General features: G+C 70.3%; 13 protein-coding genes. 3 read left to right on the top strand and 10 right to left on the bottom strand.

Annotated features, from left to right (window positions below):
* Nucleotides 1-60 precede the first annotated feature (60 nt).
* Nucleotides 61-789 carry an RNA methyltransferase gene (locus CBM981_RS05750; protein WP_087069229.1) on the bottom strand — a complete coding sequence of 243 codons (729 nt, stop codon included), beginning with the start codon at nucleotides 787-789 and terminating at the stop codon, nucleotides 61-63.
* A 44-nt stretch (nucleotides 790-833) separates the two neighbouring features.
* On the bottom strand, nucleotides 834-1,211 hold the full coding sequence (locus tag CBM981_RS05745; protein ID WP_087067635.1) for a cytochrome c: 378 nt from the start codon (nucleotides 1,209-1,211) through the stop codon (nucleotides 834-836).
* A gap of 132 nt (nucleotides 1,212-1,343) precedes the next feature.
* Between CBM981_RS05745 and petG the strand changes: the two genes are divergently transcribed.
* Nucleotides 1,344-1,457: a cytochrome b6-f complex subunit V gene (gene petG, locus CBM981_RS05740; protein ID WP_087067634.1), complete on the top strand. Its 114-nt coding sequence runs from the start codon at nucleotides 1,344-1,346 to the stop codon at nucleotides 1,455-1,457.
* A gap of 105 nt (nucleotides 1,458-1,562) precedes the next feature.
* Here the strand turns inward: petG and rsmD are convergent, their stop codons facing one another.
* The 7 genes from rsmD to CBM981_RS05705 form a co-directional block, all read right to left on the bottom strand.
* Nucleotides 1,563-2,171, bottom strand: a complete 609-nt coding sequence (gene rsmD / locus CBM981_RS05735) for a 16S rRNA (guanine(966)-N(2))-methyltransferase RsmD (protein WP_087067633.1) — start codon at nucleotides 2,169-2,171, stop codon at nucleotides 1,563-1,565.
* Nucleotides 2,168-2,821, bottom strand: a complete 654-nt coding sequence (hisH, locus tag CBM981_RS05730; protein ID WP_087067632.1) for an imidazole glycerol phosphate synthase subunit HisH — start codon at nucleotides 2,819-2,821, stop codon at nucleotides 2,168-2,170. Before hisH ends, rsmD begins: the two co-directional genes overlap by 4 nt.
* The gene (locus tag CBM981_RS05725; RefSeq protein WP_087067631.1) at nucleotides 2,818-3,876 is read right to left on the bottom strand and encodes an LOG family protein; all 1,059 of its coding nucleotides are present in this window, start codon (nucleotides 3,874-3,876) and stop codon (nucleotides 2,818-2,820) included. The genes hisH and CBM981_RS05725 overlap by 4 nt, the downstream gene beginning before the upstream one ends.
* A gap of 24 nt (nucleotides 3,877-3,900) precedes the next feature.
* A complete protein-coding gene (trxA, locus tag CBM981_RS05720) occupies nucleotides 3,901-4,224 on the bottom strand; it encodes a thioredoxin (protein WP_006909712.1) in 324 nt (107 codons plus the stop codon).
* Nucleotides 4,225-4,390: 166 nt separating this feature from the next.
* Nucleotides 4,391-5,554, bottom strand: coding sequence for a GuaB3 family IMP dehydrogenase-related protein (locus CBM981_RS05715; protein ID WP_087067630.1), 1,164 nt, complete (start codon nucleotides 5,552-5,554; stop codon nucleotides 4,391-4,393).
* Between the two features lie 57 nt (nucleotides 5,555-5,611).
* Nucleotides 5,612-5,968, bottom strand: coding sequence for a CAAD domain-containing protein (locus tag CBM981_RS15605; RefSeq protein WP_172820832.1), 357 nt, complete (start codon nucleotides 5,966-5,968; stop codon nucleotides 5,612-5,614).
* Nucleotides 5,969-6,305: 337 nt separating this feature from the next.
* A complete protein-coding gene (locus tag CBM981_RS05705) occupies nucleotides 6,306-7,490 on the bottom strand; it encodes a homocysteine biosynthesis protein (RefSeq protein WP_087067628.1) in 1,185 nt (394 codons plus the stop codon).
* 83 nt (nucleotides 7,491-7,573) lie between these two features.
* On the opposite strand from CBM981_RS05705, the gene gyrA reads away from it, so the two are divergent.
* Nucleotides 7,574-10,306 (top strand): DNA gyrase subunit A, encoded by a 2,733-nt coding sequence (gene gyrA, locus CBM981_RS05700; RefSeq protein WP_225867552.1) that lies wholly within the window; start codon nucleotides 7,574-7,576, stop codon nucleotides 10,304-10,306.
* 55 nt (nucleotides 10,307-10,361) lie between these two features.
* Entirely contained in the window at nucleotides 10,362-11,675 is a 1,314-nt protein-coding gene (crtL, locus tag CBM981_RS05695) for a lycopene beta cyclase (RefSeq protein WP_087069228.1), read from the top strand.
* Between the two features lie 32 nt (nucleotides 11,676-11,707).
* Here the strand turns inward: crtL and CBM981_RS05690 are convergent, their stop codons facing one another.
* Complete coding sequence (locus CBM981_RS05690) at nucleotides 11,708-13,276, bottom strand: glycoside hydrolase family 57 protein (protein WP_087067627.1); 1,569 nt, start codon at nucleotides 13,274-13,276, stop codon at nucleotides 11,708-11,710.
* Nucleotides 13,277-13,278 lie beyond the last annotated feature (2 nt).

Below are 13,278 nucleotides of genomic sequence, written 5' to 3'. Positions count from 1 at the left end.
GCCAGCAGTCAACGGACGGAGGGAGGAGAAGCTCCGAAGCTAGGAGGGGTTGGCCGGAGTTCAGCCCGCAGGGTTGGCGCCCTGATGGCTGGCCCAGCGCAACTGGCGCACCATGCCGCGCAGCAGGGCGACCTCGCTGCCCCGGACCGCCCCCCGTTGCAGCAGGGCCCGCACTTTCGCCATCCGGGCCGCAGCCGTGTGGGGGTACAGAAACCCCACCTCCAGCAGGAGGGCTTCCGCGTCATCGAGGAGTGCTTCCAGCTCGCCGCGGCGGCAGGGTTCGGCCCCGTTCTCCGCCGGCTCGGACGGCGGCCGTTCCTGCCGCACCTCCCGGTGCCAGGCGTGCAGGGCGATCGCCACGGCGTGGGAGAGGTTGAGGGAGGTGTAGGCCGAGGCCGTGGGCAGGTTCAGCAGACGGCCGGCCTGGAGCAGCTCGTCGTTGCTGAGCCCCCGGTCTTCACGGCCGAACACGAGGGCCACCGGCTGTCCGGTCGGGCCTGCCGACAGCCAGGCCAGGCAGCTCCGGTCGTCCTGCAGTTCCAGGGGCACCCCTTCCCGGCGACCGCTGGTGGCCACCACGCGGTGGCAATCGCTGAGGGCGGAGGCGAGGTCATGGAACAACGCGGCCCGCTCCAGCACCCCGACCCCACGGACGGCCATGCGGCGGGCCTCCTCCCCGAGGGGGTCGCAGCGGGGAGCCACCAGGCGCAGCCGCTCCACGCCGTAGTTGGCGCACAGCCGGGCCACGCTGCCCACATTGAGGGCACCAGAGGGTTCCACCAGCACCACCACCAGGGGAGGGCCCGGCGGTGGACCTGCAACGTCGCCAGGCCTCACACCAGACCGTTCAGGTAAGAGAGCAGGTCGGCCATGGCCTGGGGTTCGGGCTGGAAGCGGGGCATCGGCGGCGTTCGGCCGCTCACCACCTGCTGGATGAGCTGGCGCTGGCTCTTGCGTTGCGACACCCCGTGCAGATCCGGGCCCACCAACCCCTGGGCGGCAATCCCGTGGCAGCCCGCACAGTTGAGCCGGAACAGCCGGGCGCCGTGCTCCACCGAACCCCTGAGCTCAAGGGTCTGGCGGGTGTAGGGATCGGTGCGGGCGGCCGGCAGCAGCAGCACGGCCAGAACCACGCAGGCAGCCGCCGCAGCCAGCACCAGGGCCGCCACCAGCCCACGCGGCATGGTGGGGGGCATCACCTGGCCGTTCATCGCGACGCTCCCGACTGGCGGTTCACGGCTGGACAGCCACGGCTGGCTGGTCTCGGTCGGCATGGGGCTGGCGCTGGTGCTTGGGGTGAGGCATGGGAAGATTGTGGCGCGAAAGCCCATCCCATCGTCCCCATGATCGAACCCCTGCTCTGCGGCATCGTGCTCGGTCTCATCCCGGTGACGCTGCTCGGCCTGTTCGTGGCGGCCTGGAACCAGTACCGCAGGGGCAGCGTTCTCGACGCCTGATCTGAACGCCTGCCTGAATCTGAACGCCTGATCTGGACGCCTGAACGAGTGGCAGCTGAGACGCCGGGGTTCCAGACCTGCCGTCTTGACCTTCCACAACGGCCGTCATTCAGCCCCCAATCCAGATCCTCCCGGGGTCCGTTCTGGATCCTGCTCCAGCAGGAGCACCGTGGTGGTGCCGTAGCGGCGGCGGTCCCGTTGCCTCCATCCCGCTGGTGTGGCGGGAAGCTGGTGGGTGGAACACTCCAGCACCAGGCACCCACCGCCATCGAGCCACCCCCCACGGGCCACGGCCACGGCGACGGCTGCATAGAGACCCGCTCCATAGGGCGGATCGGCGTAGATGATCGTGAAGGGCTCGCCGCAGCACCCCCGCTCCAGCCAGCGGAGTGCCTCGCAGCCGTGCAGCTCCACCTGCGGCTCCGGGCCGGTGCTGGAGCTGGGTGGTCCCCCTCCCTGAACCAGGCTGAGGTTGTGGCGGGCCACCGCCGCGATGCGGGAGTCCTGCTCCACGGCCACCACCCGGCGGGCTCCACGCTGCAGTGCCTCGCAGGCCATCACGCCACTGCCGCTGAACAGATCGAGCCAGGCGGCCCCGCGCAGCTCAGCTGCCAGCAGATTCATCACCGCCAGCCGCACCCTGGATGCCGTGGGCCGGGCCTTGTCGCCCGGGGGGCTCTGCAGCTTGCGGCCGCCACTCACCCGCAGAGTCATCGCGCCGTTGCCGCGTCCCCGGACGCTGCCTGCCGCTCGAGCCAGGTGAGCCAGCGTTGCAGCATCGCCTGCCCGGCCGCGGCGGACTTCTCGGGGTGGAACTGGCAGGCTCCGATCCGGCCCTGCCACACGGCGGCGGTGACCCGTTCCCCGGCGAAGTCCACCAGCGCCGTGGTGGAGGCCGGATCCGCCGGAACGGCGGCGTAGGAGTGCACGAAGTACATCCAGGCCTCGGGGCTGCCCGCGGGCAGCAGGGGGCTCGGACTGCCCGGCACCAGGGGCTCCCAGCCCATGTGGGGTATCGGATGGCCGGGTCTGCGGGGCAGGGCCCGTACCCGGCCGGCAATGATCCCCAGCCCGGGCGCCACACCCTCCTCGCTGCCCTCGAACAGCAGTTGCAGGCCCAGGCAGATCCCCAGCAGGGGCCGGTCCGCCTCCCCCCAGTGACGCAGGGCCTCGGCCAGGCCGCTGTGCTCCAGCCGCTCCATGGCGGGGTCGAAAGCGCCCACGCCCGGCAGCACCACGGCGTCACAGGCCTCCATGCCGGCGGGGTTCTGCACCGGCACCAGGGTGGCCCCGAGCCGCTCGAAGGCGCGCTGCACGGAATGCAGGTTGCCCATGCCGTAATCGATCAGGCCGATGCGGGTCATCGCAGCGCGGGTGCGGCGTCCGGCAGGTCCAGCCCGTTGAGGCTGTCAATCAGCTGGTACAGCCGGCCCATGCGTCGTTTGTCGAAATGGAAGCGCAGACAGGGCCGCAGAAAGCCCCTCTCGTCGATGGTTTCCGCAGCCTGGATGGCGCCCTGATCCACCAGATCGTCGTAGTCGCGGTTGAGCTGTGCGAGCGCCGGAGCTGGCACGGCATGGTTGAGCAGCAGCTCCACCCGGTCCTGCTGCAGGGCGGCGGCGTGATACACCCGGTAGAACCGGCCGATCTGGTCCATGGCCTCCCTGGCGCTCTGGGTGAGGAACAGCAGGGAGGAATCTTCCGGGGAGATCAGCCCCCGCTGCTGCATCGTGGCGAGGCTGTGCTCGTGCCAGCTGAGCCAGAAGGGGTCGTCCGGTGGCGCCAGCAACACCAGGGGCATCGGCGGCGTTCGGCCGGTCTGGATGAGGGTGAGCGACTCGAACAGTTCATCCAGGGTGCCGAAGCCTCCCGGCAGCACCACCAGGGCATCGCTCTCCCGCAGGAAGAACAGCTTGCGCGTGAAGAAGTAGCGGAAATGGAGCAAGCGGCCGTCGCAGCTGCTCACCACCGGATTCGGGTGCTGCTCGAAGGGCAGATCCACGTTGAGACCGATGCTGTGCTCGCAGCCGGCCCCCAGGTTGGCGGCCTCCATGATGCCGCCGCCGGCGCCGGTGATCACCTCGAAACCGGCTGCCACTGCCGCTTCAGCCAGTTCACGCGCCAGGGCATGGCTGGGGTCCTCGGCGGTGGTGCGGGCAGAGCCGAACACCGAGACCTTGCGGACGTCTCGCTGGGGGCGAAACACATCGAGGGCCTCGCTGATGTCGGCGAGGGTGCCCTCCACCATCCGCCAGGCCTCGGGTTCCGTTTCGTGCCGGCTCAGTTCCAGCAGGGACACCAGAGCCCGGTCGATCAGCCGACGCTGGGGGTGGCCTTGGATCGCCACCATCAGGGCGTCGATCGGACTCGTACCTCCACCACGTTCAGCGGCGCTGCAGGGGGACGGGGGGCCACTCACGGCCGTGGATGCAGCACGGAGAGCTCAGAGGTACTTGGTGATCGTGCCCGAGAGGGTGGTCTTGGGCACCGCACCCACCACGGTGTCCACCTTCTGACCGCCCTTGAACACCATCAGGGTGGGGATGCTGCGGATGCCGTACTGGCTGGCGACGTTGGGGTTCTCGTCGGTGTTGAGTTTGAAGACCTTGATCTGACCCTCGAATTCCTTGGCGATTTCATCCACGATGGGAGCCACCATGCGGCAGGGGCCGCACCAGGGAGCCCAGAAGTCAACCAGCACAGGGACATCGCTCTTCAGCACGTCTTGCTCAAAGGAGGCGTCGGTGACGGCGGCTGCGCTGGACATCCTTGTGGTGATCAGGGATCCTGCAATCTAGCAAGGGTGCTCTGGCCTCCCCAGACCGGAGCAGCCAAGCGTTGCAGGGTGTTAAGGACAAAAGGCCCGGACTCGCCGGGCCGGAGGGTGTGAGGAGTGTGTGAGCCGTAAAGCCCCCACGGTTTCAACATACGACTTACTTGCCCATCCCCAGCTGCTGGGCCTTCTGGTACACCTTGCCCTCGGTGAGCAGGGAGGGGGCCACCACCACCTCCACCTGCTGCATCTCCTTGAGGGTGCGGGCGCCGAGGGTGCCCATGGAGGTGCGGATGCAGCCCAGCAGATTCTGGGTGCCGTCATCCAGACCGGCGGGACCCCGCAGGATCTTCTCCAGGCTGCCGGTGGTGCCCACCTTGATGCGGGTGCCGCGGGGCAGCACCGGGCTGGGGGTGGCCATGCCCCAGTGGAAACCCCGGCCGGGAGCCTCGGCGGCCCGGGCGATCGGTGAGCCGATCATCACCGCATCGGCGCCGCAGGCCAGGCACTTGCAGATGTCCCCGCCGGTGACGATGCCGCCATCGGCGATCACCGGCACGTAGCGGCCGGTGGCGGCGGCATGGTCGTCACGGGCGGCGGCGCAGTCCGCCACGGCGGTGGCCTGGGGAATGCCGATGCCCAGCACGCCGCGGCTGGTGCAGGCGGCACCGGGGCCGATGCCCACCATCACACCGGCCGCTCCGGCCCGCATCAGCTTGAGGGCCACGTCGTAGGTGACGCAGTTGCCGATCACCACCGGCACGCCGAAATCGCGGCAGAGGGCTTCGAGATCCAGGCTTTCCTGGCCCTCCGGGCCGACGTGCTCGGTGCTCACCACCGTGGCCTGCACGAAGAAGAGATCGGCGCCCGCCTCGGCGATCGCCTTGCCGAAGCGGATGGCCGCCACCGGGGTGGCGCTCACGGCGGCGATGCCGCCCTTCTCCTTGATGTCGCCGATCCGCCTGCGGATCAGGTCTTCCCGCACGGGCTGGCTGTAGAGCTCCTGCATCAGCGGCACGAACTCCTCCTTGCCCACGGCCGCGATGCGGTCGAGCACGGGATTGGGGTCGTCGTAGCGGCACTGCACCCCCTCCAGGTTCAGCACCCCCAGGGCGCCCTGGCGGGTGAGCTCCACGGCCATGCCCACATCCACCACGCCGTCCATGGCGCTGGCGATGATCGGAATCTCGCGGTCGATGCCCCCGAGGGTCCAGCTGCTGTCGGTCACCGCCGGATCCACCGTGCGGCCGCCGGGCACCAGGGCGATCTCGTCGATGCCGTAGGCACGACGGACGGTGCGGGAGCGGCCGAGCTGGATGTCCACCGGAAACTGACGTATTCGGGTCAAGCTATCAACCGGTCCGCCGGCGGTCCGGCGGGGTCAGGACTTGCCGAGGAAGGCGTTCCAGCGCCGCTGCAGCTGCTGGGTCAGCTGCTCGCGCTCGCTGCTGCGCAGCAGCTTGGGCAGGCCGTGGCGCAGCACCCAGATCACCCCCACCAGCTCGAGCAGGCCCGGCACCAGCGGCAGGCTGTCGAGGGCTCCGAGCAGAGCGGCATAGACCCGCAGCACCAGCACGGCGGCCACCACGGCCAGCAGGGCCGTGAGCGGGGTGCGGGCGCTCTGCCCGATCTCCTGCAGCTGGCCGCTGTTCAGCCAGGCCTGCACCTTGCTGGTCAGCAGGTCCCACTCGCCGCCTTCTCCGGCATCCTGGCTGCCCTCCAGCGGCGGCACGCTCACGGAGGCGGCGATGCTGGGTTCAGGGCTGGGTGCGGGCGGGCGGGCGGGCTCGGGTGATGCCGGCGGGAGATGCTCCGGCGGAACCGCTGCCGCGGGGGCCGCCGTCAGATCAGACCCGGCGAGGGGTTGCTCCTCCAGGGTGCCCCCCACGCTGGTGGCCGGGTCGGCAGGTGGAGCTGCTTCAGGTGGAGCTGCCTCGGGTGGAGCTGACTCAGGTGGCTCGCCTGCGGGCAGGGCACTGGTCTGGTTCTCGTCTGCCATGGCGTGGAGAAAAGGTGCTGCGGCGGAAGATGCTGGTCGGGAGCTTAAGCGCGGTTTCCGCCTGGCCCTGTCCCCCTCAGGGATCCAGCGGCACGAGGCCCGCTCTGGAGCCCAGGGGCAGGGCCGGCAGCCGCAGGGGAAAGGCACCGGACTGCAGCAGGGTGATCAGCCGTTCCGTGATCGAGGCGGCCAGGCGTGGGCTGTGGGCGGGGGCGCAGCGCAGGCGGTGCCCCTGGATGGCGAAGCTGCCCTGCTGCAGCTCGGCGTAGCTCACCTGGCCCAGGGCCGGCTTGACCCGCCGGGGGATGGCCAGATCCAGCACCGGGGTCTGCAGCGCCTCGGGGCCGGTCGCCGCCCAGCGGGCGGTGCTGAGGCTGAGCAGGGGCACGGGGGCGGCGATCGCCACCAGCAGGCCGCTGCCATGCCCCTCGAAGTGGCAGGGCCGCAGCCAGCGGGGATCGAGCCCGTGCAGATCCACGGCCACCGCGGCCACCGCTCCGGGGGTGCGGGCATGGCCGCTGGCCTGGCGCCGGGGCTCGGGCTGGTGGCCGCTGCCGCTGCCCATCACCCAGCCGATCGCACCCGCCACCAGCACGGGCGAGCCCGGACCGAGTGCCCGCAGGCCCGGGGATGTCATGCCGATGCTGCCGGCCCCGCCACAGCTGTAGAGCCCCGTGGTGAGCGGACCCAGCAGGGGTCCGATCGGACTGTGGCAGATGCCGGGCAGGCTGCTCACGGCCACCACGCCGTTTTCGCCGATGGCCCGATGCAGCAGCAGCCGCCCCGCGGCGATGCGCTCCAGGGTCAGTTCCGTGTTCAGGTCCCGGCGCGGGTGCTGGCGCGTGGCTTCCCCGGCGGCGGCGAGGGGAACGGCCTGACCCCTCAGCAGCCGGTCCAGCACCGCCGCACCGCTGGAACGCTCCGGGTCCCCCATACCGCCGCCGATCGGCAGCACCAGTTCACCGCTGCCCCCGCTGGCCAGGCCCTGCACCCCGGCCATCTCGATCCGCTGCAGGCGGATCGGCGGATCCGTGGGCCCCAGGGAAAGGTGCAGGCTGGCCTGGTCGGTGAAGCCGGCGTCGGCGGCCACCACCACATCGGTGCGCTCGTAGGCGGTGGCCAGGTCGTGCTCCCGCACCAGCCGGCGGAAGGCCTCCGCCGAACGCACCCGCAGCTCTCCCTGCTCCTGGCGGTGGCGCAGCCCCGCCTCGCTGCGCTGCCCGGCCGCGCCCTCTGCGGCCGTCCGCTCCCCGGCGTTCATCTCCCGGTTCTCATGGGCGGGGTGCGGCTGCAGATCGGCGCGCTGAGCTGTCGATAGGATGGCCGTGTTGAAGGCAGTTCTGCATGGCGGATCCCACCGGACCGAACAATCCCGGTGATTCCGGCGCCGGCGATTCCGGATCCAACGGCGATTCGCGAATCATCCAGACCGATCTTCGCAACGAGATGTCGCGCTCCTACCTGGAGTATGCGATGAGCGTGATCGTGGGCCGGGCTCTGCCCGATGCCCGCGACGGGCTCAAACCGGTGCATCGGCGGATTCTCTACGCCATGTATGAGCTGGGTCTCACCAGCGACAGGCCCTACCGCAAGTGTGCCCGGGTGGTGGGTGAGGTGCTGGGCAAGTACCACCCCCATGGGGATACGGCCGTGTACGACGCCCTGGTGCGCATGGCCCAGGACTTCAACATGCGCCTGCCGCTCGTGGACGGCCACGGCAACTTCGGTTCGGTGGATGGCGATCCGCCGGCCGCGATGCGGTACACCGAGTCGCGGTTGCAGGCCCTCACCACCGATGCCCTGCTGGAGGACATTGAAGCCGAGACGGTGGATTTCGCCGACAACTTCGATGGCTCCCAGCAGGAGCCCACCGTGATGCCGGCCCGGATCCCCCAGCTGCTGCTGAACGGCTCCACGGGCATCGCGGTGGGGATGGCGACCAACATCCCGCCCCACAATCTCACCGAGCTCATTGACGGCCTGCTGGCGCTGATCGCCAATCCCGATCTTGAGGATCGGCAGCTGATGGCCATCATCCCGGGCCCGGATTTCCCCACTGGTGGCCAGATTCTGGGGCGGCGGGGCATCCGCGAGACCTACACCACCGGCCGGGGCTCGGTGACCATGCGCGGCGTGGCCTCGGTGGAGACGATTGAGGCGAAAGGGCGACCCGATCGTGACGCCATCATCATCACCGAGCTGCCCTTCCAGACCAACAAGGCCTCGCTGATCGAGCGGATCGCCGAGCTGGTGAATGACAAGAAACTGGATGGTATTTCCGATATCCGCGATGAGTCGGATCGCGATGGCATGCGCATCGTGATCGAACTGCGCCGGGATGCCTATCCGCAGGTTGTGCTCAACAACCTGTTCAAGCTCACGCCCCTGCAGAACAACTTCAGTGCCTACATGCTGGCCCTTGTCAAGAGTGAGCCGGTGTTGCTCACCCTTCGCAGGATGCTGGAGGTGTTCCTTGACTTCCGGGTGGACACGGTGGAGCGGCGCACCCGCTTCCTGCTGCGCAAGGCCGAGGAACGCGATCACATCCTGCTGGGCCTGCTGATTGCGCTGGACAGCCTCGATGCCATCATCGCCCTGATCCGCGCCGCTGCAGACACGGCCTCAGCGCGCAACGAGCTCATCGCCCAGTTCGGGCTCACCGAGATCCAGGCGGACGCCATCCTGCAGATGCAGCTCCGGCGCCTCACGGCTCTTGAGGCCGACAAGATCCGGCTGGAGCATGAGGATCTGCTCGCCAAGATCACCGACTACAAGGACATCCTCGCCCGGCGGGAACGGGTGTTCGGCATCATCACCGACGAGCTGGGGGCCATCCGCGCCCGCTACCTCTCGCCGCGCCGCACCGAGATCCTCGATCTCGAAGGTGGCCTGGAGGACATCGACCTGATCGCCAACGAGCGTTCCGTGGTGCTCCTCACCGAAACCGGCTACCTCAAGCGGATGCCGGTGAGTGAGTTCGAGGCCACCAGCCGCGGCACCCGGGGCAAGGCCGGCACCCGCAGCCAGGGGGAGGAGGCCGTGAAGCTGTTCATCAGCTGCAACGATCACGACAATCTCCTGCTGTTCAGTGACCGGGGCGTGGTGTATGCGGTGCCGGCCTATCGGGTGCCGGTGTGCAGCCGTGCGGCCAAGGGCACGCCGATCGTGCAGCTGCTGCCCATTCCCCGCGAAGAGCAGATCACGTCGCTGCTGGCGGTGAGTGCCTTCAGCGAAGAGGCAATGCTGGTGATGCTCACCAGTGGGGGCTACATCAAGCGCACCAGGCTCTCCGCCTTCAGCAACATCCGCTCCAACGGCCTCATCGCCATCTCCCTGGAGGAGGGCGACGACCTGCGCTGGGTGCGTCTGGCCCTGCCGGGCGACAGCGTGCTGATCGGGTCGCTCAAGGGCATGACGATTCACTTCCGCCTCATCGACGAGGAATTGCGCCCCCTGGGCCGCACGGCCCGGGGCGTCCGCGCCATGAATCTGCGTCCCGGCGATGAACTGGTGAGCATGGATGTGCTCTCCGCCGAGCTGGCCGACCGGGTGGCCAGTTCCGCGGAGCTCGCCGGCGTCGATGACACCGAGTCCGAGGACGCCGCGGGTGAGGAGATGGTGGCCGAGGAGATGGCGGCCAGCGAGGGGCCCTGGGTGCTGGTGGCCAGTGCTGCCGGTCTGGGGAAACGGGTGCCGGTGGATCAGTTCCGCTTGCAGAAGCGGGCCGGCATGGGGCTGCGGGCCATCAAGTTCCGCCGCGACGGGGACACCCTGGTGGGGCTGAAGGTGCTGGGAGCCGGCGAGGAGGTGCTGCTGGTGAGTGAAAAGGGCGTGATTGTGCGCACGGAGGCCGACGCCATCCCCCAGCAGTCGCGGGCGGCCACCGGCGTGCGCCTGCAGCGGCTCGATGCGGGAGATCGGCTGGTGGAAGTGGTGCTGGTGCCGCCGGCCCCCAGCGAGGAGGCCGGCGAGGTGGAGGACGGAGACGCCCCTCCGGCGGGGACCGGGCCCATGGATGCTGTGGCCGGCAGCGGCCTGGCGCCCGATTCCGCCGCCGCGGAGGCGGACCCCCTCTGATGGGGGCTCCGAAGCTGCCGGGCCGAGGGCTGGTGCCTTGAGCTCCGTGGGCAGCATGCGCGCGGCTCCCGCCGTGCCCCCCCCCAGCAGCGACGTGCTGGTGGTTGGTGCCGGCCCTGCCGGACTGTGCATTGCCGCGGCCCTGGCCGCGGAAGGTCTGCAGGTGGCGGTGCTGGCCGCGGATGACCCGGAAGCGCCATGGGCCAACACCTATGGCATCTGGGGTGAGGAGGTGGACACGCTCGGGCTGGCCCATCTGCTGGGCCATCGCTGGAGCCGCACGGTGAGTTATTTCGGCCCTGGGGAGGCCGATCCCGCCGGGCCCGGCAACGGGCCGGTGCGGCACGGCCGCGATTACGGCCTGTTCGACAGGCAGCGGCTGCAGGCCCACTGGCTGGAGCAGGTCCGGCGGCACGGCGTGCGCTGGCATCGGGGCGAGGCGGTGCACCTGGCGTTCGAGGGCGGGCGGGGAGCCCAGGAACCCGGCGGGGTGAGCGTGGTGGGCACGGCGGCCGGGGAGCGGCTCCGAGCCCGCCTGGTGCTCGACGCCAGCGGCCACCGTTCGGCCCTGGTGCAACGCCCCGATGAGGGGCCGGTGGCGGGGCAGGCGGCCTACGGCGTGGTGGGGCGCTTCACGGCCGCGCCGGTGGAGCCCGGACAGTTCGTGCTGATGGACTTCCGCTGCGATCACCTCAGCCCGGAGCAGCGCCGCGAATCACCCTCCTTCCTCTATGCCATGGACCTGGGCGAGGGGCGCTTCTTCGTGGAGGAGACCTCGCTGGCCCTGGCACCGCCGTTGCCCTTCGACACCCTGCGCCAGCGGCTGGAGCTGCGCCTCGCCCATCGCGGCGTGGCGATCAGCGCCGTGGAGCATGAGGAGTTCTGCCTGTTTCCCATGAACCTCCCCCTGCCGGATCCGCACCAGCCTCTGCTGGCCTTCGGCGGGGCGGCGGCGATGGTGCATCCCGCCAGCGGCTATCTGGTGGGGGCCCTGCTGCGCCGCGCCCCGGGTCTGGCCAGGGCCGTGGCCGCTGCCTGTGCCGATCCCCAGGCCTCCCCGGCCGCTCTGGCCGCCGCGGGCTGGGCTGCCCTCTGGCCGCAGGAGCTGCGGCGCAAGCATGCCCTCTACCAGTTCGGTCTGGAGAAGCTGATGCGCTTCCCGGAAGCCCGTCTGCGCGCCTTCTTCGCCACCTTCTTCGGGCTGCCGCCGCAGCAGTGGTATGGCTTTCTCACCAACACCCTGAGCCTTCCGCAGCTGCTCACGGCGATGCTGCGGCTGTTCGCCATGGCCCCCTGGGAGGTGCGCCTGGGGCTGCTCGGTCTGCAGGGCCGGGAGCCCGCGCTGCTCGGCCGGTTGCTGCGCCCCTGAGCGAGGAGCGGTTCAGGCGGACGCCGGGTGGCTCAGCGGATCGGGGTCATCCAGTCGGCGGCATTGAGCTCCGGCAGCAGGGCATCCTCCCCCTCCACGGCCTGGAGCCAGCCCTCCGGCAACGCGGTGCCCGCTTCGATCGCATCGAGCAGCCGCCAGAAGCGCTCCAGATGGCGTTCGATCCGTTCCCGGGCCAGCTCGGTGGTGGTGCCGGCCCTGAGGATGAAGCTCCAGTCGGAACTCTGGGCCAGCAGCAGCTCCCGGCCCGCCTGGGTGAGCATCCGCCGCTGCTCGGCGCTGCCCACCCCGCGGTTCACCCGGCGCACCATCGCCAGCGAGGCGCGCTGCCATTCCGCCACCACCCAGGCATTGGTGTCGTTGAGCCAGTAGTCGTGGTACCCCCCCTGGCCCCAGCTGCTGGGGGAGGGATGGCAGAGCTGCAGGGTCTGATCCCGGGCCAGCACCTCCCGCAGCGTCACCAGCTGCACCCCGGCAGCGGCGGCGTGGCGGAACAGGGCGGCCAGGAAGCGGGGACCCTCGAACCACCAGTGGCCGAACAGCTCGGCGTCGAACGGCGCCACCAGGAGGGGGGACTGGGCCATCGAGTCGGCCAGGCCGTTCAGCTCGAGCCGCCGGCCTTCGAGATAGGCGCTGGCGTGCTCCTCGATCCTCTGCGCGGCCAGGGCCGGGTCGTAGGGCTGTTTCCGATCGAGCGGGCAGCCCCTGCCGCTCACCCGGTGCAGCTTGAGCCCCAGCGGCCGGCGGCTGGTGATGCCGGCCGCCTCCAACCGCTCCACGGGCAGATCCCAGCCCAGGTCGCGGTGGAACTCCCGGTAGGCCCCGTCGCCTGGGTAGCCCTCGCGGGCACTCCACACCGGCAGGGTGGCGTTGCCGTCGCGGCCGAAGAAGGCCACCCCCGCCGGGGAGCAGATCGGCGCGAACACGCCGTAGCGCGGCCGGGGCTGGCCGTGCAGCAGGCCGTGACCATCCAGCACCGAGTAGCGCAGACCGGCGGCGATCAGCTGCTGATCGAGCCCTTCGTAGTAGGCACACTCCGGCAGCCAGATGCCCAGTGGGGGCTCGCCCAGCTGGCGGCGATGCTCGCGAACGGCGTTGAGCAGCTGGGCCCGCACCGCCTCGGGCACCTGGCGCAGCAGGGGCAGGTAGCCGTGGGTGGCGCCGCAGGTGATGAGATCGAGCACACCGGCCTGCTGCAGGCGGCGGAAGCGGGGGACCAGCCGCCCCTGGCACTCCTGCCACTGGTGCCGCACCCGCTCGAGCCGGTGGTGCAGATCGGCGGCGGCAGCCTCGAATCCGTGTGGTGCCAGGGCCAGCAGCTCCAGCCGGGTGTCGAGCCAGGGCAGGAAGCGGGCGTTGAGCTCCTGATCGGCCAGCAGGCTCAGCAGCGTGGGCGAGAGGCCGAGGGTGAGCCTGGGGTGCTGCTGCGGATCCGCGGCGGCGGCCTCCAGGCATTCCAGCAGCGGCAGGTAGCACTCCTGCAGGGCCTGGAAGTACCAGTCCGCCTCCAGTGAGCCGGGCTCGCTGGAGCGCACGTAGGGCAGATGGGCGTGCAGGACGAGGGCCAGTTGCCCGTTGGCCATGG

The organism is Cyanobium sp. NIES-981 (assembly GCF_900088535.1).
Lineage (GTDB): Bacteria > Cyanobacteriota > Cyanobacteriia > PCC-6307 > Cyanobiaceae > NIES-981.
The sequence above is the reverse complement of the archived record's forward strand: the minus strand, read 5'-3'. Positions and strand labels throughout refer to the sequence as shown.